This is a genomic window from Mucilaginibacter sp. CAU 1740 (assembly GCF_039839285.1).
Lineage (GTDB): Bacteria > Bacteroidota > Bacteroidia > Sphingobacteriales > Sphingobacteriaceae > Mucilaginibacter.
Genome location: NZ_JBDOQS010000001.1, coordinates 874,495 through 898,585 on the forward strand (window position 1 = coordinate 874,495; position 24,091 = coordinate 898,585).

The following is a 24,091-nucleotide window of genomic DNA, read 5'->3' on the forward strand; positions in this document are numbered from 1 at the left end:
ACCGTAAGTTAATATTGGGATAAAAACGCTAATAATAAAAAGTACCCGCCCCGTATTGAGGCAGGTAAAACTCTTCTTATTGAGTCTTAAGTTATTAGTCGGAAGTTTAAAATCATAAAGACTTTATACTTAAGACTTAGAACTATTGACTTAATAAAAAAGCTTATTTCTTTTTATGTCTGTTTTTTCTTAAACGTTTTTTGCGTTTGTGGGTAGCCATTTTGTGTCTTTTACGTTTTTTACCGCTCGGCATAATAATAATTTTTAAATGTGTGTTAGTTATTTAATTCCTTGATATATCCATCAATGCGCTGACTGAATACAGGGTCAGGCATCATTTCCTTGCACTTTTGGTAAGCTTCGATAGCTTCCTTTTTCATGCCAAGTTGCTTGTAACTTTCGGCCAGGTAAAACGTTGGCTCAAGTTTCTCTTTTCTGTCAAGCGTAAGCAGTGTTTTAAACCTGCCAACCGCTTTTTCATACTGGCCCGATTTCATGGCGAACATACCTAAGTTAAGGTTAGCGTTCCAGTTGTTCGGGTCTTTTTTAACAACCTCAAGCAAAAGCGCGATGCCTTGCATGGGGCCTGCTGCACCGTTTACGTAAGCTATACCTAAGCCTGTTTTACCTTCAAGGCTTTCGGGTTGCTGCTTTAAAACATTTTGAAATGCTTCGGCGGCGTTGCTTACAAAAGCGGGCTGCAATAAAGTATCCTGTGTTAGTTTATATGCATCATTAAAACGGTTACCTGCGTTTACCCAGTCCTGTACTTTGTTTTGCTCACGGGCAGCAGCCTGGTAGTAAAACGCGGCGGGTGCAGGTTGGTTAACATCGTCCCACTGTTTGGCAAGTTCCCTTTGCAGGGCTACCGCGTCGGTTCCGGATGCTTTTTTTAATTGGCCTTCAAGGTCGTTGATCTTAGCTGAAAGCGCACCCCCAATAGCGGCTTTTGCAGGTTCAGATACCATATCAACGGTAACATTGGCGGCAGGTTTTTTAGCGCCTGCTTCGGCAGTCATGGCCGGTTTGCCTTTTTTATCGTCTTTTGGTTTAACCAGGCCTTTTACAGGCAAAAAATACAAATAGCCCATAATAACAACTACGGCTGCACTAACTGCTATTTGTTTTTTATTCATGATAATGGCGTATAATTATTTGCTGCTTTTGTTACCTGATTTTACTTTCTCAACAAAAGTTTTAGCTGGTTTAAAGCTTGGTACAAAGTGCTCAGGGATAATGATGGCAGTGTTTTTTGAAATGTTACGGGCTGTTTTTTTAGCACGTTTTTTAACCACAAAGCTACCGAAGCCTCTTACATAAACGTTTTCGCCGCCAACCATCGAGCTTTTAACAACTTTGAAAAACGCCTCAACAGTTTCTTGCACGTCTACTTTCTCTATACCTGTTTTTGATGAGATTTCAGTTATAATTTCTGCCTTAGTCATATCTTATTTACTTAAATTTTTTTATAAATACTTAACTGTTTTGGGGTTGCAAAAGTATTGCTTTATCCGTTAACAGCGAAATATTTATCCGATTTTTTTTGTTCAGCCCGTAAAACCTACATTATCGTTACAATTTTGAGTATGAGAGCCTTATAAATGATTGATGAAGTGCCTGTTTTGTGAGAAGTTTTTAAGATGAGAAATGTACTGTTTTACACTAAGTGTATCAGTGGGAATGTAGGCCTGACGTAGGTGAGCGCGTGTAGATTTACTCACCCGGTCTACGCTCCGCTGGACCACCCTCTCTACAGCAAGCTGTAAAGAGGGTGAGGAAAATAAGGAACTTCAAAACCCCTTCTTTACGAAGTAGAGAAGGGTGACGAGCGCAGCGATGTCGGGATGAGTAAACTCGCCGCTCAGATTATCCTTCCTGTGTTTGTTTTTAGCACAGCCAATCCACCTGCACATCATTACATTTACACCGATGAATTTTGCCGACGAAATAGTACAATGGTACTTAGCAAACAAACGAGACCTTCCCTGGCGCAACACAACCGATGCCTACACCATCTGGCTATCAGAAGTGATACTTCAGCAAACCCGTGTAGAGCAGGGGATGCCTTACTTTTACCGCTTCATGGAAAAATACCCCGATGTAAGCAGTTTCGCTGCCGCGCACGAAGATGAGATCCTGAAATTATGGCAAGGCCTTGGTTACTACTCGCGCGGCCGCAACATGCTTAAAACAGCCCGCTTGGTTCAGGAATTACATGGCGGACGGTTCCCCGATAGTTATAATGATCTCATTAAATTAAAAGGCATAGGCGAGTACACAGCCGCGGCTATCTCATCATTTGCAGCTAATGAGGCGAAGGCTGTTGTAGATGGAAATGTTTACCGGGTATTGGCCCGTTACTTTGGCATCTACGAACCCATTAACTCTACCCAGGGCAAAAAAACATTTCAAAAGCTTGCGGATGATTTTCTTAATAAGAAAATGCCGGGATTGCATAACCAGGCCATGATGGAGTTTGGCGCGATGCTATGCAAGCCCAAAAATCCGGCTTGCGGCATTTGCCCCGTACGCCCGGATTGTGGAGCTTTTAAAACCAATGCCATCAACGCTTTACCGGTTAAGCTGAAAACCTTAAAAGTGCGCGAACGCTTTTTTAATTACTTTTTGATAACCGATGGCGATACAGTTTTAATGAATAAAAGGGGCGAAAACGATATCTGGGCCAATATGTTCGACTTGCCAATGGTTGAAACAGCGTCTGTTTTGCCTTTAAATGAATTACTCAAACAACCAGAGGTTTTAAGCGTTTTTGGTAATACGATCGAGGCTACCGAAGTTTCGCCGGTTCATAAACACATTTTAACACACCAGCGGCTTTTTGTAAGGTTGATAAAAATAGATGGTCAACCGGTAATAAAAACCGATAAAAACTGGATGAAAACAGATGTTCAAAACCTGCGGGAGTTGGCTTTGCCGAAAATTGTATTTATATTATTAAAAAATATTTTTAATTTGTAAAATAATTTTGCGTTAATTTAGGGCATGTCTGGAATAAACAAAGTAATACTCGTTGGCCACTTGGGGAAAGACCCCGAAATACGAAATTTAGAAGGTGGGGTGTCTGTAACGAGTTTCCCTTTAGCAACTTCAGAAACATTCAATAAGGATGGCCGCAAGGTTGAACAAACTGAGTGGCATAACATTGTAATGTGGAGGGGATTGGCAGAAATAGCGGCCAAATTTCTGTCGAAGGGAAAGCTGGTTTATATAGAAGGCAAATTACGCACCCGGTCTTTTGAAGACAAAGAGGGCGTAAAAAAGTACACTACCGAAATTGTAGCCGAAAACTTTACTATGCTTGGTCGCAAAAGCGATTTTGATGCCGATACTCAGAAAACCTCATCAAGAAATGGAGAGTCGTTTGTTGACGATTTGCCGGATGAGGGGAATTATTAATTTGATGGTACTTTACTAACCAAACCCCAGAAAACAAAACAGCCCCCGGAATTTTCCGGGGGCTGTTTTGTTTGAGAGTAAATCAATTATAAAAAACGTCATTGCGAGGTACGAAGCAATCCCCGACTTACAGGGTGGACTTGCATGGCCCCTCTGCTTATTGGGGATTGCTTCGTGCCTCGCAATGACGTGTTGGGTTTGGGGTATATCCTACCTTCCTCCCGCAGGGCACTTAGCCTTCAAATACTGCGTAAACAAAGTTTTTAAATGCTGATTAGTACCCTCACCCTCAGAAATAGAGTGCGTACGGTTAGGGTACGACATTAACTGGAACTGACGGTTGTATTTGATCAGCTCATCAATCAGCTCTTCGGCATTTTTGTAGTGTACGTTATCATCGCCGGTACCGTGAATGTACAGCAGGTTACCTTTCAGGTTTTTAGCGTAAGTAATAGGCGAACCTTTAATGAATGCCGCACGACCAGCATCATCTGTAGGTACGCCCATGTAACGCTCCTGGTAAATGTTATCGTAAGTAAGCTGATCGCCTACCGCGGCTACCGCGATGCCTGTTTTATAGATATCACCATACTGGAACATCAGGTTAAGAGTTGAAGAGCCACCACCGCTCCAGCCATGCACTGCAATGCGGCTTGAATCAACAAAAGGCCATTTAATGATCTCTTTAGCGGCCATAGCTTGGTCGCGGATGTTGATGATACCGATGTTTTTGTAAATAGCCTTGCGCCATGCAGCACCTTTAGGCGCAGGTGCACCACGGCCTTCAACCGACATGTAGATGTAACCATCATTGGCCATGCTGCCTTCATACAATCCATTACGACCGGTACCCCAGGTATCGGTTACGGTTTGGCCTGCCGGTTCGCCGTAAACGGTGAATAACACAGGGTATTTTTTATTAGGATCGAAATTGGTTGGCTTCATCATCCAGCCGTCCATTTCAATGCCATCAACAGTTTTTATTTTGAAAAACTCGGGTTTGTTTTTGGCTGATTTATCAACGCTGATCTCAGTGCCGGCAATGTGTTTATGCTCGGGCAGGCTTACTACCTCACTTTGCGGACGGGTGTAGCTGTTGTTGAATTTATGCAAAGCCACCTTGCCATTGGGCGAGATATCGTAGCTGTGTGTGCCCGGCTCATCAGCAGGCGAAACACGCTCGGCCTTGCCGCCGCTCAGTTTAATTTTGTACAGGTATTTTTGAGTTGCATTATCTGGCGAGGCGATAAAATACACATAACCTAAAGCCTCATCAACCATATCAATGCTGATCACATCGTAGTTGCCTTTGGTGATCAGAGTTTCCTTGCCTTCGCGGGTTACTTTGTATAGGTGACGCCAGCCGTCTTTTTCGCTTAGCCAAACAAAGCTTTTTCCTTTTTCAATCCAGCCCCAGCCAACCGGGTCGCCGCCTGCTACACGTTCCTTAACGTCTATCCACGAGTCGTTATGCTCTTCGCGGATAGCGCGGGTTGTGCCGTTTGATACATTGCCGATAAAAATGCGGCTTTCGTTTTGGGCGCGGTTTAATTGCTCCAATACAATTTCGTTTGAGTTTGCTGCCCATTCCATGTTAGGAATATAATGTTGCACGGCATCGCCCGGAACATTGATCCAGGTGGTTTTGCCTGTACCAACAGTAATAACACCAACCTTGCACGAGCTTGGATCTTCGCCAGCTACAGGATACTCAACCGGAACTACAAAAGGATAGATCGAATCGGTAGTGTTGAGCATTTTGTAGGTTTTGATCTTGCTGGCGTCTAACTGCCAGTAAGCGATAGATCTGCTATCCGGCGACCAGCGGAAACCATCGCGGCAGCCAAATTCCTCTTCATAAACCCAATCAAAGGTACCGTTAATCAAGGTGCGGGTACCATCGGTAGTTAACGCTTTAACCGAACCATCGGCCAAATCTTCCATATAAATATTATGGCCACTCACATAAGCTGCCTTAGTTCCATCTGGTGAAAATTTGGCGAACATTAATGATGATTCGGGCAGGTTTTTGCCCAGCTGCCAAAGTTTTTTGGTGTTGCTATCGTAAACCCAATAATCGCCGCGGGTATCATAACGCCAAACTTTTTTGGTGTTGGTGTTGATCAGTATTTTTTTGTTGTCATCACTAACCGTGAACCTTTTAACACTAATAGCGGCATGACCGGCTGGGGTCAATTCTTCTTTGGTAACAAATACAGTTTTTTTCGAAGTGTCGCGTGCGTCGATCATTTGGATCTGGCCACCGGTAATGCGGTAATACTGGTACCCATCGCGGGTCCAGTTAACACCGGTACGTTGCGCTTGAGCATTGAACTGCACCGAAGTTAGCAGCAGCGCGGTAAGGAAAGTTAATCCCGAACGGTAAAATTTCATGTTCATTTAGTTTGAATTAATAGAGTGGCCTTATTTTTATTTATTAAGTAATGCCTCTGTAAATTTTGCGTTAATTTAGCACAATCAACAAATCTAAAGCCATCTGTAATGAAAAAAATACTTCTATTAATCGTTGCATTCGCACTTTTTTCTGCATCGGCAAGCGCACAGCATGCCGATAGGAGCAAGTTCATTAGGGATAGTTTAGATCTGTACATCAGCAAAGCCCTTACCAATTGGCGGGTTCCTGGTATGGCCGTTTGTATTGTAAAAGATGGCAAGATAGTACTGATGAAAGGTTATGGTATTAAAGAGCTGGGCCTGATGAACAAGGTTGATGAGAATACCCTGTTTATGATAGGCAGCAATACCAAGGCTTTTACCGCCACTGCGTTGGCCATGCTGGAAGCTAACAAAAAACTCTCGCTTGATGAAAAGGTAACCAAATACATTCCCGAGTTTAAAATGCAGGATAAAAACTTAACCGATGAGGTGATAGTGCGCGACCTGCTTAGCCACCGCCTGGGCTTTCAAACTTTTCAGGGCGATTTCACTTTTTACAACACCGACCTTACTCGGGCAGATGTGATTCAGCGTTTGGGTAAAATGAAAGCCGTTTATCCCTTCCGTACCCGTTGGGGATATACCAATTCGGCCTTTTTAACTGCTGGCGAGATCATCCCGAGGGTTGCCAACGGGCATTCGTGGGAGGCGTATATTAAAGAAGCTATTTTCGCTCCGCTAGGTATGGGGAATAGTTTGGCGCTAACCAAAGATCTGCCTAAATCAATAAACCGCACCGTGCCGCATACCATTGTTGATGGCAGGTTAACGCCGGTACCTTACGGACAGCTGGATGATATGGCACCGGCAATGTCTATCAGTTCGTCGGTAAATGATATGAGTAAATGGGTTATGGCTTTGCTGAATAACGGAAAGGTTGGCCAACGGCAGGTGATCCCGGCGGCGGCAATTCAGGCCACCCGCCAGCCGCAGGATATTGTGGGCAGCGTTCAACACCTGAACGGCGAAACCAACTTTCAGCTTTATGGACTGGGTTGGTTTATTCAGGATTATTCAAATCATCGTTTAATTATGCACGATGGAGGGGTAACGGGTTACCTATCGACAGTAACGCTTGTACCGCAGGAAAATCTGGGCATCGTGATCCTCACCAATACCGACCAGAACGAAATTTTTGAAGCCCTACGCTGGGATATCCTCGATGCATACCTGAAACAATCATTCCGCAACTATAGCGAAACCTATCTTAAAAAGTTCAGAGCTAACGCTGCAAACGCGCAGGCCATTGATAGAAAGTTGAAAGATTCAATAGCGCTTAACCCCAAACCTGCTTTGCCGGTAAACAAATACCTTGGCAAATACAGCAATGAGTTTTACGGCAATATGGAGATCACGCAAGGGCAAAACAATAACCTCGAGATGCGTTTTGAGCATCACCCTAAAATGTATGCGCTGATGCAGCCCCTTGGCGGCAATCGTTTTTACGTAACTTTTTCGGAACCGATATTAGGCAAGGCTGTTTTCCCTTTTACAGTGCAAAATGGCGATGTTACCAGTGTGCGGGTTAAAGTAGATGACTTTGTGGAACAGGCGGCTTATGAGTTTAAGAAGTTGTGATATAGAGGGCTGGATGTTATATTTGTATGATGCAATTATCAGCTAACGAAATACAAACACTAAAGGATTACTTTTCCGGGCAGCCGGTAGTGAAGGCCTATTTGTTTGGTTCATACTCGCGTAACGAAGCTGAAAATGATAGTGATGTAGATATATTGGTTGATCTTGATTACTCAAAGCATATCGGCCTTGGTTTTGTAACCATGCAGGAAGACCTTGGGCAAAGGCTCCATAAAAAGATCGATCTTGTTTCATCTCGTGCTATTTCCAAACACCTTTCTCCTTTTATCGATAAAGATAAAATCCTGATATATGAAAGGTAAAATAGGAGATAAGCAGCGATTGCTTCATATTGTTGAAGCGATTGATGAAATTCAAACTTACACTGCCAATTCGGATCAGAATACTTTTATAGGTAACTCAATGATGCGTTTTGCATGCGTAAAACAAATCGAAATAATTGGTGAAGCTGCAAATTATATCACGCCAGAAACTAAAGCCCTGTTTATTGATTTAGATTGGAGACAGATCATCGGCATGAGGCACATCCTTGTACATGAGTATTTTGGAGTCGACTTTGAATTAATATGGCAGGTTATTGTTAACGATCTGCCGATATTAAAACAAAAAAGTCTCGACGTCTTAGCCCTTCTTTAATATCTCCCTTAAAACTTCAAATTAACCTTTAACCATTCCTGTACTTCGTCCTGGCGGGTAATTTCGGCGGGGAGTTTATCGTGAATGAGTTTTTCCATTTTATTGCCGGTATTAGCAAAGCGATAATCCCACATCAGCATCAGTTTATTGATGAGGTAAATTACTTCATTGCCCTCATCCTTAGTGAAAACTGTATCATCGGGCTTGCCGGTCACACGCGGATCGTTATAAAGGTAAGCGTTCCATTTGTAGTCGGTGTAATGCAGGTTTCGTTTCGAAAAGAGGATCATGTTGGCGTAATTTCTTTAAATGTACGCATAAATAAGCGCATTACTTGTTAATGCTATAAATGGGGAGGGATGTAAGCAGGTCATATAATAACATTGATATTAAACTTTCCCGATTAAATAGTAATTTCAGCGCAGTTAATTTAAGTTGATGAAAAAATTACTACTATTCAGTGCGGCTTCGCTGTTGGCATTTAACGCTATGGCGCAGGAGACACAAAAAGCCATTTATTACGAAGTTTCGTTCCCTAATGTGGCCCACCACGAGGCCCAAATAACCATGACCGTTCCGCAGGCACCTACGGGGGCGTTTAAAGTGCGGATGAGCCGCTCATCTGCCGGGCGTTACGCCACGCACGAGTTTGGAAAAAACATTTACAACGTTAAAGCTACCGATGTTGATGGAAAAGAACTTGAATTAACACAGCTTGAAGGCGATGTTTACCAGGTTGGCGATCACCCATCGTCGGTAAAAATAACTTATACCCTGTTTGCTAACTGGACTGATGGTACCTATGCCTCTATCGATCCAAGTCACGCGCATTTCAATATGCCTGCAACTTTTATGTGGGTGGTAGGCGAAGATAAACGTCCGCTTACCTTTGCCTTTAACGATCTGGATAAATTGGGTTGGAAAGTATCAACCCAATTAAAACACGTTGATGCCAATGTGTACAGCGCGCCAAATATGCAGTACATGATGGATAGCCCTACCGAGCTTTCAAACAACAATGTAAGCAGTTGGGAAGTAACCAATACCGATGGCAAAAAAGAAAAGATCAACCTCAGCATCCATTCTGATGATAGCCAGGTTGTGGTAGATAATTTCGCTAAAATGATCCAGAAAATGGTAGTGGAAGAAAAAGCGGTGTTTGGCGAATTGCCAACTTATGATTTTGGCGAATACACTTTCGTTACCGATATCAATCCCACCGTATCCGGCGATGGTATGGAACACCGCAATTCAACCTGTATCACTATTCCGGCACCAAAAGTTGAGGGTAGCGAAAAATATTTGATGGGCGTATTTGCGCACGAATATTTCCACAGCTGGAATGTAAAACGCATCCGCCCAAAATCGTTGGAGCCGTTTAATTTTGAGCATGCCAATATGAGCAGTGAGCTATGGTTTGCCGAAGGTTTTACACAATACTATGGCGAGCTGTTATTGGAGCGTTCGGGTTTTGTTTCGCTTGATGATTATACAGGCACCATTGCCGGTTTGGTAAATCAAATTTTAAATACTCCCGGTGCAGCTAAATACTCTGCCGCGCAAATGAGCCGTTATTCTGTTTTTGCCGATGCCGGTGTATCTATCGATCCTAATAATAATACCAACGATTTTACCAGCTACTATACTTATGGCGGGGCTATCGCTCTCGCATTGGATCTGCGTCTACGCAGCGAGTTTAACCTAACGCTTGATGATTATATGCGCGCCGTTTGGTTAAACCGCGGCAAGGTAATGAAGCCATATACTATCCCTGATCTGCAAGCCGATCTGGGTAAAGTAACAAACAACCCAAAATTCGCTGCCGATTTCTTTAAACGTTACGTTAACGGCATCGACAAAAATAACTATGAACAATTACTGGCCAAAGCGGGATTGTTATTGCGCAAAGCACAACCGGGCAAAGGTTGGGCTGGCTCATTAGCCGCGCAGCCCGCACGCGGCAGATCAGGACAGGTACGCCCGGCAGGTGCCGAAGGTTTGCCAATACTATCAAGCACTACAATTGGCACACCTGTTTACAAAGCGGGTCTTGATGCCGGCGATGTGATCCTGAAAGTAGATGGCAAGGATATTAAAGAGCAGAAAGATTTTAACGATATTGTGGCTGGTAAGAAACCGGGCGATAAACTGGTTGTGAACTACAAAAATCGCACTGGCGCTCATGAAACTACCATTACGTTAGAAGAAAGCCCGTATTTTGAAGTGGTAACCTTCGAAAAAGCAGGTATGCAATTAAGTAAAGATCAGGAAACATTTCGTAACAACTGGCTGCAAAGCAAAGTCAAATAAATCATGAAAAAAGTATTTATAACCACTGCGGCTTTATTAAGCCTTTCGGCATACAGTTTTGCGCAAGACGTAAACAAACTGATCGATCAGTCCGATGTAACCCGGATCATCAAAACCCTTTCGGCCGATGATATGCAGGGCCGTGCCACATTTACACCCGGCATTGAGAAAGCAGCCCAATTTATTGAGGCTGAATACAAGAAAACCGGTCTTAAACCAATGGAGGGTAATAAAGGTTACCGCCAAAACTTCAGTATGGTACGTTCAACCCCGGTTAGTTTAAAGGTGAGCATTAACGGTAAGCCCGTAGTTGCTGACAGCGCGTTCGCATCCGCCGCCGAATCATTTACCTGGGCAAGCAATAAAGATGTAGAAGTAGTAACAGTTAGCCCGGATAAGGATTTTCGTGCCGAATACCGTAAAGCCTATAAAAAAGGCACTAATGCGATATTGCTGGTCGACCCTAAATTTCAAGCCTTATTTGGCCGGGTTAAAGGTTTCCTGGGTGCAGGTGCTACCAATTTTAAGGGCAAGGCAAAACAGCCTATTGTATTTGTACTGGGTAAGTTTGACAACGCTACCACTTTCGAGGTTAATTGCGAGGTTGATACTAAGGAGTTGCCTTTGTTTAACGTAGCCGGAATTATTCGCGGTAAAACCAAACCAGATGAGTACGTAGTTTTCTCAGGTCATTATGATCACCTCGGCATTCTTAAACCAGATAAACCCGGCCAAACCGATAGTATAGCTAATGGTGCCGACGATGATGCTTCGGGTACAACCGCGGTACTAAGCCTTGCTAAGTACTACAAAAAGCTAAATAACAATGCTCGTACATTAATCTTTGTTGCTTTCACTGCCGAAGAAATTGGCGAGTACGGTTCGCAATATTTTGCTACACAGGTAAACCCGGATAAAGTGGTGGCTATGTTCAATATCGAGATGATAGGAAAGGCATCAAAATTTGGCACTAACTCGGCATTCATTACCGGTTTTGAAAGATCAGATTTCGGTACCATCCTTCAAAAAAACCTTAAAGGTACTGCCTTTAAATTTTACCCGGATCCATATCCCGATCAGGATTTGTTTTATCGCAGCGATAACGCTTCCCTGGCCGAAGTTGGCGTACCGGCCCACACTATCTCAACAGATCAGATCGATATCGACAAACTATACCACACCGTTGGCGACGAGTTTAGCTCATTGGATGTTAATAATATCACTTCAACCATTAGGGCGATAGCCTTAAGTTCGCGCAGCATAGTTTCGGGTAAGGATACGCCGAAACGGGTGCCGAAGAGGGAGGAATAAAGATTAGTTGTCTGAACCTGAATTTGGGAGAATTACGTGAATTAACAGAATACTAAGTAAATTCATAAATTCTTTAATTCCCCCAAATTCCGGTTCAGACAATATTAACTTTGGCCTTCCATGAACACCATCCCCAAAATAGCAGTAGTAGGCCCCGAATCGACAGGCAAATCAACCATGTCCGAATACCTGGCCGCACACTATAATACCCTTGCCGTGCCTGAATACTCGCGTGAGTATTGCGCCAACCTTGTAGGCGACTGTACCTTTCAGGATGAAATAAACATGTTTCATGGCCAATTGGCACTCGAAAAAAAGCTGCTGCCGCAAGCCAATAAGATCCTCATCTGCGATACTACTTTTTTAACTGTAAAAATCTGGAGCGAAGAAGTTTTCGGTCATGCTCCGCAAGAGGTTCTTGACGAACTTCCCCGCCATCCTTACGACCTTTACTTATTATTAGATATCGACCTGCCCTGGCAAGACGATCCTCTGCGTAACTTTCCCACCAAACGCGAATATTTTATGAACATATGGCACCAGGAGTTGCAGGCCCTCAATGCTAATTATGTAGTAATATCGGGTTTGGGAAGCGATAGATATTACAATGCGTTAAGAGAAATAGACAATTTTTTAACTGCCGATTTGGGTGATTCTGTAGATTTTATTGACGTTTGATTTAATTGTTAGAATCTGGTTATATGTCGTCTGAAAACATATAAAAGCCGTCATTGCTTCGTACCTCGCAATGACGATTTGGAACATAGTAGTTAATTCCTCTCAAGTCGCAGTTCAAATAATCAGCGAAATCAACGTAATCACCCCAAATCAGCGGTCGTAACTCAACAACTTCAAAAAAATTATCCCACATAAAAAATTATTTTACTGTATGCGTGCAACGTTGCAAAATGCCCTGCGTCTATTAACCTGAAGCTGATCACAAACTTGGAAGCGTTATATATTGATAAACATTACAACCTGGTAGTTGAGTGCAAGCAGGGCAGCAAAAAAGCCTGTTATGAACTCTATCGCCTTTACTCGAAAGCTATGCTGAATGTGGCCTTCAGGATTGTGGGCGATATTGCCGAGGCTGAAGATGTTTTGCAGGAAGCTTTTGTGGATGCCTTTGCCAAGCTGAAGGATTTTAGGCAGGATACCACATTTGGCCTTTGGTTAAAGCAGATCGTGGTAAACCGGTCTATCAATATGCTGCGTAAACGCAAGCTGGAGCTGGTTGAGCTGGAAGACGGGCATATGGATAACATTGCCGACGATGAAGGTTGGGACGATGAAGATGTGCAATACCAGGTAGCCCGTGTAAAAGAAGGCATGAAATTATTGCCCGATGGTTACCGTGTGGTATTATCATTGTACCTGCTTGAAGGTTACGATCACGAAGAAATAGGCCAAATATTGAATATATCAGAAAACACATCAAGAACGCAGTTTTTGAGAGCTAAAAGGAAGTTAATTGAAATTTTAAACAGGAAAGGAACAGTATCACATCAAGAACGCAGTTTTTGAGAGCTAAAAGGAAGTTAATTGAAATTTTAAACAGGAAAGGAACAGTATCATGAGCAAGCGATTTGAAGATTTCATGCATAACAACAAAGAAGAATTTAACGACATAGAACCATCGGCTGATTTATGGGGTAAAATTGAGGCGCAACTCAATTTTTTGGACGAGGAGGACAAGCAGCCCAAAAAGCGCGAAGCAAAAACTTTTTCGCTGGGCTTCGTGCTCAAAGTGGCCGCGTCCGTGATCATCGTAATGGGGATAGGGTTCGGCGTGTATTTACAAAGCCAAAAAGGCAGCAAAGGGGTAGATCTGGCCGCCATTAACCCCGAGTATGCGCAACAACAGGTGCATTATGCCTCGCTGGTTGAAACCAAGCTTACCCAACTTAAAACAGCATCTAAAAATGATCCGCAGCTATACAAGGAGTTCAGCGCCGAGATAGCTAAAATGGATTCGACCTATAAAAAACTAAACAATGATTTAGCTACCAGTCCTAACCAGGAACGTGTTTTACGCGCAATGATCCGGAACCTGCAAATACAAACCGAGGTGCTGACTCAGCAATTAAATGTAATTGACCAGTTTAACGAGATGAAAAAGGAACAAAGTAATGAAACCAAAAATATTTAGTGTAGCCCTGCTTGTGCTTATCGGTTTGCTAACCCTAAGCACAGCAAACTTTGCGCAGGTAAAGCCTGTAGCTCCCAAACCCGCGGTGAAGCCTAAAACACCACCTACTCCGCCGCCGGCCGATGAAATGGACAGCGACGATTGGACACCCGCTACCGACAGTAAAGAGTACAAGCAAAAAATGAAGGAGCTGAACGCTAAAATGCGCGAACTGCAAAAGCAAATGAGCAGTCTGCGTGTGCAGCAGCAAAAGCAAATGCGTTTGCAAATGCAGTCGGCAATGAAAAACCTGCAAGGCTTAAGCAAGCTGCATAAATTCAATTTTAACGATAGTAGCTTTAAGTTTAAATCGTTGGATAGCATGAAGTTTCCGAAGTTTGACAGCATGGTGTTTAGCCAGAACTTTGATACGATGGTAAGCCCTAACATCAACTTCGGCTTTAAAAACTTCGACCAGAATTTCAGCTTTAGTTATGACGATAACAGCAGCTACAAAGAAAAAGTGCAAAGCGGCGATATTGTTGAGAAAATCAAAAGCTACAGCAAAAGCTACTCGATTGATGGCAACGACGTAATTAACATCGACAATAAATACGGCAAAGTAATTGTAAACACCTGGACAAAAAACGAGGTGAAAGTTGATGTGCAGATAGTGGTTGGTGCTAATGACGAAGATAAAGTGCAAAAAATGCTTGATGCCGTAACCATCAGAGATAACAAAGATGGCTCGGGCGTATCATTCCGTACCTCAATTAACCAGGGTGATAGTGATGATAATGGCAGCGGAATATGGGGATCGTTGTTCGGGAAAAAGAATTCGGTACGTAAAATGGAGATCAATTATACCGTTTACATGCCGGCTAAAAACCCGCTTAATGTTAGTAACAAATATGGAAGTACTGAACTGCCCGATTTGAGCGGCAAACTAAATATCAGTAATTCATACGGAAGCTTGCGGGCTAAGGCCTTAACTCATCCAGCCAGTCAGATTAGGGTGCGATATGGCAGCGCCACTATCGAAACTTTAACAGGAAGTGATTTAGATGTAGCCTACGGTAGCCTGAGCCTTGGCGATTGCGATAAAATTAATGCAGATGTAAGCTACGGTTCGGCAAAAATTGGCAAGATCACCACATCAGGAAATATCAATGTAAAATTTAGCGGCGCGCTTAATATTGGCGAGGTGGATAAGAATGTAAAAAGCCTGTCGGTCAATTCATCATACTCGAGCGTTAAATTAGGTGTAAGTGATGCCCAGAATGCCGATTTTGATATCACTGTACGTTACGGTAGCTTTAATTATAACGGTCACGATGTTAATATCACCAGCAAAACCCCTGCCGATGGCGAGCGTGGTTATAATCCTACCAAAACCTATAAAGGACATTTAGGTAAGGGGAACAGTGATAAAACTATTACTATCAGTACCAGTTATGGTAGTGTGAGTTTTGATTGATAAATCGCAGATTTTTTAGCACGCAAAGGCGCTAAGACGCAACGTTTTGTATAAAGTAAGCTTTGCCGTCTTAGCGTTCTTAAAACTCTGAAGCCAACCACAAAAAAACTTTGCGTCTTCGCGTCTTTGCGTGAATAAATATTTACCCCGGAAAGCTAAACTTTCCCATCAAAACCTCGGGATTATCTCCTATCTTCACCGGCTCCCCACTCAAGGCTTCATTTCCCAGCAAAGCAAATAATATCGCCTCCTTAGCATCAGGGTTGATGCCTAACGCATTACTATCGTCAACAAAAACATCTGGCAACATTTTTTTCAATTCACCAATCACAAATGGATTCCTTGCTCCGCCGCCGCTGGTGAAGATTTTTAGGTTATGAGTGTTGATATTTTCTTTTATAAAGGAAGTTATTGACGCTGCTGTGAATGCGCTAAGTGTGCTGATTAAATCCTGAGGGCTAATATTTTCGGTAGATGATGCTTTTTGCGCTTCCGCAACCAAGTCAAGATTAAACAATTCTGGTCCGGTAGTTTTAGGGGCTTTTTCTGTTAGGAACGGATGAGCAAGTAAAGCTTCCAATAAAGGCTGGTTTACAGTACCTTTATAAGCTATCGCCGAATCTTCATCAAATGGTTTGTTAAAGTATTTACGGCAGGCAGCATCTATCAGCGTATTACCTGGGCCAATATCTGTACAGAGCACCCTGCTGAAATCATTATCGCCGGGTAGCCATGTTAAATTGGCAATGCCACCGACGTTAAGTAGCACCCGGTTCTCGCCGCTTTTGTTGCCTAACAATACATCGCCATATAAAGCTAAAGGGGCACCTTCGCCACCAGCTGCTATGTGTTTTTGACGAAAATCGGAAATAGTGAAAATCCCGGTTTTAACTGCTACATGATCGCCGTCGCCAATTTGTAGGGTGGCGTTGGGGTAGTTTGCATGCTGATGCAAACGTTTGGGCGCATGGTAAATAGTTTGGCCGTGACTGGCAATGAAATCAACTTCAGCGGGTTGAATGTTCCATTCATGTAGTGCCTGTAATATCAATTCGGCATGATAGGTGCCGATGTAGGCATTAAGCAAAGTCACCTTTTCCAAATCGGCCTGGCGTTTGGCAAATACTTGCTGTACTTCCTGTTTAAAACTTTCGGGGTAGGGGATGGTGATAAATTTTACCAGCTCAAATTGAGTGCTGATGCCATTGCCTGTGAACCTGCATAGGGCTATATCCAGCCCATCCAACGATGTGCCCGACATTAAGCCTATGCCCATTTTTGTTGGTTTTTGGGCAATATTGAACAGGTGTTGCAAGTTGGAATTTAAGGGAACCATAGGCTTAATTTGTTTACCGGCGCGGCCTTTAAAAGTTAATTTAATAGCGGTGCTTTGTAAATATCTGATATATTTGTTTTGGAACAAAAACCTCAAAACATTTCCCAATTACATGGCACGATTAAATTTATTGGAAGAGACACGGTACGAGAAACTACCGGTAAGCGTGTACAGCGACGCGAAAGCTGGTTCGGTAGCAGTAGCCGACAGGATAGCGAAGCTGATTAAAGCCAAACAGGCCCGTGGCGAAAAGGCTGTGCTCGGTCTGGCCACCGGTGTAACCCCTATTGCGGTTTACAGCGAACTGGTACGCCAGCACAACGAAGAAGGTCTGAGTTTTAAAAACGTGATCACTTTCAACCTGGACGAGTACTATCCCATGAAACCCACAGCAGCCCAAAGCTATGTGACTTTCATGTACGATAATTTGTTTAGCCATATTGATATCCCTAAAGAGAATGTTCACATTCCGGATGGTACACTGGATACCGAAGCGGTTGTAGCTTTTTGTTTGGAATATGAGAAAAAGATAGAGGATTTGGGCGGCTTAGATCTGCAGATATTGGGTATCGGCCGTACCGGTCACATCGGTTTTAACGAACCAGGTTCGGCACCAAACTCGGGAACCCGTATGGTAACGCTTGACGACCTTACAAGGGCCGATGCCGCAAGAGATTTTGGTGGTAAAGCCAACGTGCCAACCAAAGCCATCACCATGGGTATCGGTACGATATTCAAAGCAAGTGAGATAATTTTGATGGCCTGGAACAAAAAGAAAGCGCCAATCATTAAAAAAGCTGTTGAAGGTGAGATCTCGGGCGAGGTACCTGCTACCTATCTGCAACTATCAGATAATGTGGAGTTTGTGCTGGATGTTGAGGCTGCATCAGACCTAACCCGTTTTGATACCCCATGGTTAGTGAAAGATTGTGTTTGGGACAATCAATTGAAAAAGAAAGCCGTGATCTGGTTAGCCAACGAGATCAATAAACCTGTACTGAAACTTACTGAAGAAGATTATAATACTCACGGTATGGCTCAACTGGCTGTTGAGCAAGGCCCGGTGTACAATATCAACATCGATATTTTTAACCAGATCCAACATACCATTACCGGCTGGCCGGGTGGCAAACCAGATGCCGACGATTCGCAAAGGCCGGAAAGGGCATTGCCTGCTAAAAAACGTTCCATCATTTTCTCACCACACCCGGATGATGATGTGATTTCGATGGGCGGAACATTTATCCGTTTGGTTGATCAGGGGCATGATGTGCATGTAGCCTACCAAACTTCGGGCAATACCGCGGTATGGGATGACGATGTATTGAGGTATATGGAGTTTGCGATAGATTTTACAAACTCTATCGGCGAAGACGCAGCACATCTTCAAAAATCATATGAAGAAATGCGTGCCTTTTTCCCAACCAAACAACCTAACGAGATCGACACGCAGGAGATCCGTAACGTAAAAGGCTTTATCCGTAAAACGGAAGCTATTTCTGGTGCAAGGTATGCCGGTTTGCAGGACGATCATATCCACTTTATGGCTTTACCATTTTACGAAACAGGTAAAACCAAAAAGAACTCGGTAGGAGAGGAAGACATCCTGTTAACTATCGACTTACTTCAAAAAATAAAACCACAACAGATTTTCGCAGCAGGCGATTTTGCCGACCCTAATGGAACCCACCTTGTATGCTTCAAAATTATCCTTGCTGCATTAGAGAGACTGAAAGGCAAAGAAGCATGGGTAGAGGATTGCTGGTTATGGATGTACCGCGGTGCATGGCACGAGTTTGAAACGCACGAGATCGAAATGGCCGTGCCACTATCGCCACAGGAAGTTATCCGCAAGCGTAACGCCATTTTCAAACACCAATCGCAAAAAGACAGACCGGTATTCCCTGGCGACGATGCACGTGAGTTCTGGGTACGTGCAGAAGATCGCACCCGCGACACTGCTCAACGCTATGACCGCCTTGGCCTCGCCGAGTATGAGGCGATGGAAGCGTTTAAGCGATATATGTTTTAATAGATTTTGACCCAGCGCCCGTGAAAACACGGGCGCTTTGCATAATTGCTGTGAGGAAACTATAGCGGCAGAAAGTAAAAAAAGCGAGGCCTGTGCGATTCCCTCACCTGGGAGGGTGTAGGGAGGGGTTTCATCGCCCAGCTTATCCAATACTTGGCGTATAAACCCCTCCCTTCCACTGCACATTCCAATCGCACCCCTCCCGAGGGAGGGAATTATAAAGCACCATGACAGAAACAACACCTACCATCGATAAACCCAAACGCCTTCTCTCCCTCGATGTATTTCGCGGAGCAACCATTGCCATGATGATCCTCGTGAATGATCCCGGCGATTGGGGCCACATCTATGCCCCTTTGGAGCATTCCAAATGGAACGGCTGCACCCCGACAGACCTGGTGTTCCCGTTTTTCCTGTTCATGGTAGGCGTATCGGTAATTTATTCGATGGAAAGCAAGAAGGCTACGGTTTCGCATACCAAGCTGATATTGAAAGCGCTGAAACGGATGGTGATCCTGCTGCTTATCCCCTGGGCAACACAATACGCCTTCCATCCTGATGGTGGCCTGGCCCATTTACGCTTGCCGGGCGTATTGCCCCGCATAGCCCTGGTATATTTTATCACCACCGTACTCTATCTCAAAACATCGCAAAAAACACGCGACTGGATCTTTGCGGGTTCACTGATAGGCTATTTCGTTATCATGACCTGCATTCACGTACCCGGCGTAGGATACGCTAACCTCGAACCAGAAACTAACATGGGTGCCTGGATAGATAGACTGGTATTTACCCCGGATCACCTTTGGCGCGAATCGCACACCTGGGACCCGGAGGGTTTGCTGGGAACTATACCCGCAATAGCAACCGCGCTATTCGGCATCAGGGTAGGCACATGGCTTAAACGTAAAGATCGTGATGGTCAGGTGAAAACCAACTGGATGTTTACCTATGGTGTATTGGCCGTTTTAGCCGGATTGATCTGCGATCTTTTCTTCCCAATTAACAAAGCCTTGTGGACAAGCTCATTTGTGCTTTATACCGGCGGCTTGGCAACTATTGGTCTGGCACTCAGTTATTGGCTTATCGATGTGCATGGGTACAAGCGCTTTACTTATCCATTTGTGGTATTTGGTGCCAATGCTATCACGGCCTATGTACTATCCGGCTTTATTCCGCATTATATGGGCATGATCAAAATAGGTGGTCACTCCATTTATCAAACGTTTTTTGCTCCGTATTTTTCACCGGTAAATGCATCGTTAGTAAGTGCTATATTTACGGTGGCCATTTTATGGCTGGTGATGTGGATCTTCTACATCAAAAAAGTATTTATCAAAATTTAAAGCTTGTCAAAACATTAATTTCCACAACTATACTTTGTAACTAAGAATTTCGTTTCGCATCTTAGTACCCTGACTATTTAAACTTTATAATGAACCTGAACAAATACGTTCCGATGGCCATGTTGGCCTTAACCCTTTCGGGCGGCAGCGCTTTCGCGCAAATAAAAAAGAAACCTGTTCCATCGCCTAAAAATAAACCCGGAACCGCAGCGGGCATCGCACCTAAAAGCGATGTTTTACCTGTTGATAAAGATGTGATCATTGGTAAATTACCCAATGGTTTAACCTATTATATCCGTGCCAATGCCGAGCCTAAAAGCCGTGCCGAGCTTTACCTCGTTAACAAAGTAGGTTCTGTTTTAGAGAACGACGACCAGCAAGGCCTGGCCCACTTTACCGAGCACATGGCCTTTAACGGCACACGCGATTTTCCGAAAAACCAAATGGTTGATTACCTTCAAAAAGCAGGCGTAAAATTCGGCGCTGATTTAAACGCATACACCGCTTTTAACGAAACCGTTTACCAGTTGCCTTTGCCAACAGATACAGCAGCCGTTTTTGAAAAAGGTTTTAACATTTTGGCCAACTGGGCTGGCTATGTAAGCTTCGACCCTGCCGAAATTGATAAAGAGCGCGGTGTTGTTTTAGAGGAGGAACGCCTGCGCGGTAAAAATGCACAGGAGCGCATCCAGCAGCAAACTTTGCCAATATTGCTTAATAACTCGAGGTATGCGCTTCGTTTACCTATTGGCAAGGAGGAGATCCTGAAAAACTTCAAGCCCGAAACCATTAAAGCTTTTTATCAGGATTGGTACCGCCCCGATTTGCAGGCTGTTATTGCTGTAGGCGATTTCGATCCGAAACGTGTTGAGGCGCTCATCAAACAAAACTTCTCAACCCTTAAAAACCCGGCTGCCGAAAAACCACGTGCAAAATATAGCGTGCCTGCAACGCCGGGCACCGCGGTAAAAATTGTTACCGACCCGGAGTATCCATACACGATGGCTCAGATCATTGTAAGGCATCCAGGCACAGTTACTAAGAATACTGCCGATTACATGCAGCAAATTCGGGTACAATTGTTTAACCAAATGCTGGGTTCACGATTGAACGAGTTACTTCAAAAACCTAATCCACCGTTTTTATACGGTCGCACAACTTATGGTAATTTTATAGGCGATCAGGATGCTTACACCTCGTTGGTAGTAGCCAAGCCTGGTGAGTTGGAAAAAGCTGTTAAAGCGATAGTCGCCGAATCGGAGCGTGCCCGTAAATTTGGCTTTACCCTTACCGAATTGGAGCGTGCTAAGCAAGATGCCCTTGTTGGTATTGGCAATGCTTACCGTGAAAGGGACAAAACGCCATCGACCCGTTTTGTGCGCGAATACCAGGCCAATTTTTTAACCGGCGAAGCTATCCCGGGTATCGATTTTGAATACAACTATTACATTAGTAATATTTATAAAGTAAGCCTGGCCGATATGAACGCCATGGCCGGTAAATTTATCAGCGATCAAAACCGCGTGGTGATTTTACAAGGGCCGGATAAGGATAAAGCATCTTTGCCCGACGAGAAAACTTTGCTTAACTGGATAGCCACCGGTGGCCAAAATGTTACGGCTTATGTAGATAACGTATCGTCCGATCCGCTGTTGGCACAGATCCCGGAAGGAAGCAAAACCGTTAAACAGGATACCGACGAAAACTTAGGTACCACCACGCTTACTTTAGCCAATGGCATTAAAGCTATACTAAAACCAACCGAATACCGTAACGACCAGATATTGGTAAACGGCTATGCCTTTGGCGGTACATCATTAGCAAGTGATGATGATTTTACATCGGCCAACCTTGCAGCGCCAATTATTATGGGCAGTGGTATTGCCCAGTTTAACCAGGGTATGTTGGATAAAAAGCTGGCAGGCAGAAACGTAAATATCTCAACCTACATCAGCGAAACAACCCAGGGTGTTTCGGGCAGTACATCACCTGCTGATTTTGAAACGGCAATGCAGCTTATTTACCTGTATTTTACCCAGCCACGTAAAGATCAGGATATTTGGGATGCCAATATGGAGCAAACCCGTGCCGTACTTACCAACAGGGGCCTTGATCCGGGGAGCGTTTATCAGGATACGGTATCGGCTGTACAAAGTAATTACAACTTCCGCGGCATGGTCACCACTGTTCCGAGGTTAAACGCGGCAACGCTTGATAAAGCCTATAGCTTCTACAAAAAACGCTTTGGCGATGCCAGTGGCTTCACTTTTACCTTTGTTGGTAATTTTACGGTTGATGCTATTAAACCATATATCGAACATTACTTAGGCGCTTTGCCATCAACTAATAGTAAAGAGACTTACAAAAACCTCAATATACAGCCGCCGCCGGGTGTGATCACCAAAACTGTAAACAAAGGCGTAGGTGAAAAAAGCACCGTGCAAATTATCTTTAGCGGCGACTATGATTTTAGCGAAGCCAACAATATCCAGATAGACGCGCTTGAAGAGGTATTGAACATTAAATTGATTGAACGCCTTCGTGAGCAGGAAAGCGGCGTATATGCACCAAGCGTAAGGGCCAGCTACCACAAAATTCCAAGCTCTCGTTATAGTTTCACTATCTCGTTTGGCTGCGCACCCGAAAACGTAGATAAAATGATTGCTGCAACTATCGAAGAAATAGGCAAGATCAAACAAGCAGGGGCCTTGCCTGCTGATATCCAGAAATTTGTAGCCGAAGAAGCCCGCAGTACCCAACAGCAATTAAAGCAAAACGCTTTTTGGGCCGGTTACCTGGCCTCATCGGCACAAAACGGCGAAAACCCGGATCAGATATTGAGCCATGTAAGTAACCTGGAACAGATCACCGCTCAAAGCACTAAAGATGCCGCTAACAAATACCTGAGCGGTAAAAATTTAATTAAATTGATCTTGATGCCGGAAAAGAAATAAGGGTATCTAAATAAGATATAAAAGATAAGGCCTATCCACCCGGATAGGCCTTATCTTTTTATAAAATCCCTTATGCTGTCCGCTGGTTAGCGGATCAGCGCCGCATCATAAAGACTGCCATTGCTAATAAGTCGTTTGAGTATAAAAGCCGTCATTGCGAGGTACGAAGCAATTCCCAAGAGGCAGAGTGGCTATGCAAATCCGCCCTGTACAGTCGGGGATTGCTTCGTACCTCGCAATGACGTGTTGGTTATAGTTGCTCTTTTCGAACTGTTATCTAAAACAGCTTTTCAGCAAGCTTACTTAGCGAGTGGGATGTTGAAACGAGTTCAACACGATATTATTTATAAGATGAGCTTTAATGCATATTCAAATAAGCCGCTGCCGTATCATTAACCTTATGCACTACCACCCCAACGCATTTGCCGCTGCCATCAATCTCGAACGAGATCCCTTTGGCCAGATCCGTGTAAACCTTCACCTCGCCTTTTTTACCGGTGTAGTTACTTGTAGCTTTTAAAGTATAGTTTTTGTCGATATCCGTCTTTACAGAACCAACACCAAGGCCATCGTTGGTTTTAAATTTAGGCGATGTCACCAGAACTTTACGCACGTGGCTCACCGATTCGTCCTTACCACCCATATTGTGGCGTGCGAAAACCGCTGTTCGGTTGCCCGATGGACCATGCCCTGCAAACCAAACCATCAACGAACTGCCCATGGCCGCGTCCGAACTGTCGGGCTTGCCCAATTGCTTCATCACATCACGCACATCGCCATCTAAAACAATATGCCCAATGCCCTTGCCGGGAGTAACAAGCCAGTCGGTTCCTGTGACATTATTGGCCTCACTGGTATCCGAAGCTAAGGTATGGTGTACGGTTGTGTCCTTTTTATCGTCAATATGCTGGCCAGTGGTATCCTTAGGTATTTTGTTGGTATCGGCCAGGGTAGTTTCTTTTTTATTGTTATTACCGCAAGCCATCAAACAGATGGCTATAGAGGCTATTATCAAGCTATTTCTGATCATCATATTACCATAACCAATTTAATAGTTATTTTGTTGGCTCGATTATTTTGCAGGCTAT

21 protein-coding genes are annotated in these 24,091 nt (G+C 43.9%); 14 read left to right on the top strand and 7 right to left on the bottom strand.

Annotation, left to right across the window (positions count from 1 at the left end):
• Nucleotides 1-163: 163 nt before the first annotated feature.
• The 3 genes from AAFN85_RS04000 to AAFN85_RS04010 are packed head-to-tail and all read right to left on the bottom strand — an operon-like array spanning nt 164 to nt 1,445.
• Entirely contained in the window at nt 164-253 is a 90-nt protein-coding gene (locus AAFN85_RS04000) for a hypothetical protein (RefSeq protein ID WP_008506795.1), read from the bottom strand.
• A gap of 22 nt (nt 254-275) precedes the next feature.
• Nucleotides 276-1,136 carry a tetratricopeptide repeat protein gene (locus tag AAFN85_RS04005; protein ID WP_347525667.1) on the bottom strand — a complete coding sequence of 287 codons (861 nt, stop codon included), beginning with the start codon at nt 1,134-1,136 and terminating at the stop codon, nt 276-278.
• A 15-nt stretch (nt 1,137-1,151) separates the two neighbouring features.
• A complete protein-coding gene (locus AAFN85_RS04010; protein ID WP_347525668.1) occupies nt 1,152-1,445 on the bottom strand; it encodes an HU family DNA-binding protein in 294 nt (97 codons plus the stop codon).
• A gap of 484 nt (nt 1,446-1,929) precedes the next feature.
• Between AAFN85_RS04010 and mutY the strand changes: the two genes are divergently transcribed.
• The gene (gene mutY, locus AAFN85_RS04015; RefSeq protein ID WP_347525669.1) at nt 1,930-2,979 is read left to right on the top strand and encodes an A/G-specific adenine glycosylase; all 1,050 of its coding nucleotides are present in this window, start codon (nt 1,930-1,932) and stop codon (nt 2,977-2,979) included.
• Between the two features lie 24 nt (nt 2,980-3,003).
• Entirely contained in the window at nt 3,004-3,417 is a 414-nt protein-coding gene (ssb, locus tag AAFN85_RS04020) for a single-stranded DNA-binding protein (protein ID WP_347525670.1), read from the top strand.
• Between the two features lie 210 nt (nt 3,418-3,627).
• On the opposite strand, the gene AAFN85_RS04025 is transcribed toward ssb, so the two are convergent.
• On the bottom strand, nt 3,628-5,811 hold the full coding sequence (locus tag AAFN85_RS04025; protein WP_347525755.1) for a DPP IV N-terminal domain-containing protein: 2,184 nt from the start codon (nt 5,809-5,811) through the stop codon (nt 3,628-3,630).
• 108 nt (nt 5,812-5,919) lie between these two features.
• On the opposite strand from AAFN85_RS04025, the gene AAFN85_RS04030 reads away from it, so the two are divergent.
• From AAFN85_RS04030 to AAFN85_RS04040, 3 genes are read left to right on the top strand one after another with little or no spacing between them, the layout of a single operon-like run.
• The gene (locus tag AAFN85_RS04030; RefSeq protein WP_347525671.1) at nt 5,920-7,452 is read left to right on the top strand and encodes a serine hydrolase; all 1,533 of its coding nucleotides are present in this window, start codon (nt 5,920-5,922) and stop codon (nt 7,450-7,452) included.
• 26 nt (nt 7,453-7,478) lie between these two features.
• Entirely contained in the window at nt 7,479-7,775 is a 297-nt protein-coding gene (locus tag AAFN85_RS04035; protein WP_347525672.1) for a nucleotidyltransferase domain-containing protein, read from the top strand.
• Nucleotides 7,765-8,109 carry a HepT-like ribonuclease domain-containing protein gene (locus AAFN85_RS04040; RefSeq protein WP_347525673.1) on the top strand — a complete coding sequence of 115 codons (345 nt, stop codon included), beginning with the start codon at nt 7,765-7,767 and terminating at the stop codon, nt 8,107-8,109. Before AAFN85_RS04035 ends, AAFN85_RS04040 begins: the two co-directional genes overlap by 11 nt.
• A gap of 8 nt (nt 8,110-8,117) precedes the next feature.
• Here AAFN85_RS04040 and AAFN85_RS04045 read toward each other — a convergent pair whose 3' ends face one another.
• Nucleotides 8,118-8,399, bottom strand: coding sequence for a hypothetical protein (locus AAFN85_RS04045; RefSeq protein WP_347525674.1), 282 nt, complete (start codon nt 8,397-8,399; stop codon nt 8,118-8,120).
• Between the two features lie 148 nt (nt 8,400-8,547).
• On the opposite strand from AAFN85_RS04045, the gene AAFN85_RS04050 reads away from it, so the two are divergent.
• The 6 genes from AAFN85_RS04050 (at nt 8,548) to AAFN85_RS04075 (ending at nt 15,335) form a co-directional block, all read left to right on the top strand.
• Complete coding sequence (locus AAFN85_RS04050) at nt 8,548-10,419, top strand: PDZ domain-containing protein (protein WP_347525675.1); 1,872 nt, start codon at nt 8,548-8,550, stop codon at nt 10,417-10,419.
• A gap of 3 nt (nt 10,420-10,422) precedes the next feature.
• Nucleotides 10,423-11,730 (top strand): M20/M25/M40 family metallo-hydrolase, encoded by a 1,308-nt coding sequence (locus AAFN85_RS04055; protein WP_347525676.1) that lies wholly within the window; start codon nt 10,423-10,425, stop codon nt 11,728-11,730.
• Between the two features lie 120 nt (nt 11,731-11,850).
• Nucleotides 11,851-12,408 (top strand): ATP-binding protein, encoded by a 558-nt coding sequence (locus AAFN85_RS04060; protein ID WP_347525677.1) that lies wholly within the window; start codon nt 11,851-11,853, stop codon nt 12,406-12,408.
• Nucleotides 12,409-12,675: 267 nt separating this feature from the next.
• The gene (locus AAFN85_RS04065; RefSeq protein ID WP_347525678.1) at nt 12,676-13,254 is read left to right on the top strand and encodes an RNA polymerase sigma factor; all 579 of its coding nucleotides are present in this window, start codon (nt 12,676-12,678) and stop codon (nt 13,252-13,254) included.
• A gap of 49 nt (nt 13,255-13,303) precedes the next feature.
• Nucleotides 13,304-13,879: a hypothetical protein gene (locus AAFN85_RS04070; RefSeq protein ID WP_347525679.1), complete on the top strand. Its 576-nt coding sequence runs from the start codon at nt 13,304-13,306 to the stop codon at nt 13,877-13,879.
• Nucleotides 13,860-15,335, top strand: a complete 1,476-nt coding sequence (locus AAFN85_RS04075) for a hypothetical protein (protein WP_347525680.1) — start codon at nt 13,860-13,862, stop codon at nt 15,333-15,335. The genes AAFN85_RS04070 and AAFN85_RS04075 overlap by 20 nt, the downstream gene beginning before the upstream one ends.
• 142 nt (nt 15,336-15,477) lie before the next feature.
• On the opposite strand, the gene AAFN85_RS04080 is transcribed toward AAFN85_RS04075, so the two are convergent.
• A complete protein-coding gene (locus AAFN85_RS04080) occupies nt 15,478-16,671 on the bottom strand; it encodes an anhydro-N-acetylmuramic acid kinase (RefSeq protein WP_347525681.1) in 1,194 nt (397 codons plus the stop codon).
• Nucleotides 16,672-16,783: 112 nt separating this feature from the next.
• On the opposite strand from AAFN85_RS04080, the gene nagB reads away from it, so the two are divergent.
• From nagB to AAFN85_RS04095, 3 genes are all read left to right on the top strand, one after another.
• Nucleotides 16,784-18,703 carry a glucosamine-6-phosphate deaminase gene (nagB, locus tag AAFN85_RS04085; RefSeq protein ID WP_347525682.1) on the top strand — a complete coding sequence of 640 codons (1,920 nt, stop codon included), beginning with the start codon at nt 16,784-16,786 and terminating at the stop codon, nt 18,701-18,703.
• A 227-nt stretch (nt 18,704-18,930) separates the two neighbouring features.
• Entirely contained in the window at nt 18,931-20,049 is a 1,119-nt protein-coding gene (locus AAFN85_RS04090) for a DUF5009 domain-containing protein (protein WP_347525683.1), read from the top strand.
• 89 nt (nt 20,050-20,138) lie between these two features.
• The gene (locus tag AAFN85_RS04095) at nt 20,139-23,003 is read left to right on the top strand and encodes an insulinase family protein (RefSeq protein WP_347525684.1); all 2,865 of its coding nucleotides are present in this window, start codon (nt 20,139-20,141) and stop codon (nt 23,001-23,003) included.
• A 358-nt stretch (nt 23,004-23,361) separates the two neighbouring features.
• On the opposite strand, the gene AAFN85_RS04100 is transcribed toward AAFN85_RS04095, so the two are convergent.
• Nucleotides 23,362-24,036, bottom strand: coding sequence for a hypothetical protein (locus AAFN85_RS04100; protein WP_347525685.1), 675 nt, complete (start codon nt 24,034-24,036; stop codon nt 23,362-23,364).
• Nucleotides 24,037-24,091: the final 55 nt, after the last annotated feature.

Coding starts and splice junctions, on each gene's coding strand:
- nagB (WP_347525682.1), top strand. CDS start 16,784: ATGGCACGATTAAATTTATTGGAAGAGACACGGTACGAGAAACTACCG.
- AAFN85_RS04080 (WP_347525681.1), bottom strand. CDS start 16,671: ATGGTTCCCTTAAATTCCAACTTGCAACACCTGTTCAATATTGCCCAA.
- AAFN85_RS04050 (WP_347525675.1), top strand. CDS start 8,548: ATGAAAAAATTACTACTATTCAGTGCGGCTTCGCTGTTGGCATTTAAC.
- mutY (WP_347525669.1), top strand. CDS start 1,930: ATGAATTTTGCCGACGAAATAGTACAATGGTACTTAGCAAACAAACGA.
- AAFN85_RS04060 (WP_347525677.1), top strand. CDS start 11,851: ATGAACACCATCCCCAAAATAGCAGTAGTAGGCCCCGAATCGACAGGC.
- AAFN85_RS04075 (WP_347525680.1), top strand. CDS start 13,860: ATGAAACCAAAAATATTTAGTGTAGCCCTGCTTGTGCTTATCGGTTTG.
- AAFN85_RS04055 (WP_347525676.1), top strand. CDS start 10,423: ATGAAAAAAGTATTTATAACCACTGCGGCTTTATTAAGCCTTTCGGCA.
- AAFN85_RS04045 (WP_347525674.1), bottom strand. CDS start 8,399: ATGATCCTCTTTTCGAAACGAAACCTGCATTACACCGACTACAAATGG.
- AAFN85_RS04100 (WP_347525685.1), bottom strand. CDS start 24,036: ATGATGATCAGAAATAGCTTGATAATAGCCTCTATAGCCATCTGTTTG.
- AAFN85_RS04095 (WP_347525684.1), top strand. CDS start 20,139: ATGAACCTGAACAAATACGTTCCGATGGCCATGTTGGCCTTAACCCTT.
- AAFN85_RS04005 (WP_347525667.1), bottom strand. CDS start 1,136: ATGAATAAAAAACAAATAGCAGTTAGTGCAGCCGTAGTTGTTATTATG.
- AAFN85_RS04025 (WP_347525755.1), bottom strand. CDS start 5,811: ATGAAATTTTACCGTTCGGGATTAACTTTCCTTACCGCGCTGCTGCTA.
- AAFN85_RS04090 (WP_347525683.1), top strand. CDS start 18,931: ATGACAGAAACAACACCTACCATCGATAAACCCAAACGCCTTCTCTCC.
- AAFN85_RS04070 (WP_347525679.1), top strand. CDS start 13,304: ATGAGCAAGCGATTTGAAGATTTCATGCATAACAACAAAGAAGAATTT.
- AAFN85_RS04035 (WP_347525672.1), top strand. CDS start 7,479: ATGATGCAATTATCAGCTAACGAAATACAAACACTAAAGGATTACTTT.
- ssb (WP_347525670.1), top strand. CDS start 3,004: ATGTCTGGAATAAACAAAGTAATACTCGTTGGCCACTTGGGGAAAGAC.
- AAFN85_RS04000 (WP_008506795.1), bottom strand. CDS start 253: ATGCCGAGCGGTAAAAAACGTAAAAGACACAAAATGGCTACCCACAAA.
- AAFN85_RS04040 (WP_347525673.1), top strand. CDS start 7,765: ATGAAAGGTAAAATAGGAGATAAGCAGCGATTGCTTCATATTGTTGAA.
- AAFN85_RS04010 (WP_347525668.1), bottom strand. CDS start 1,445: ATGACTAAGGCAGAAATTATAACTGAAATCTCATCAAAAACAGGTATA.
- AAFN85_RS04030 (WP_347525671.1), top strand. CDS start 5,920: ATGAAAAAAATACTTCTATTAATCGTTGCATTCGCACTTTTTTCTGCA.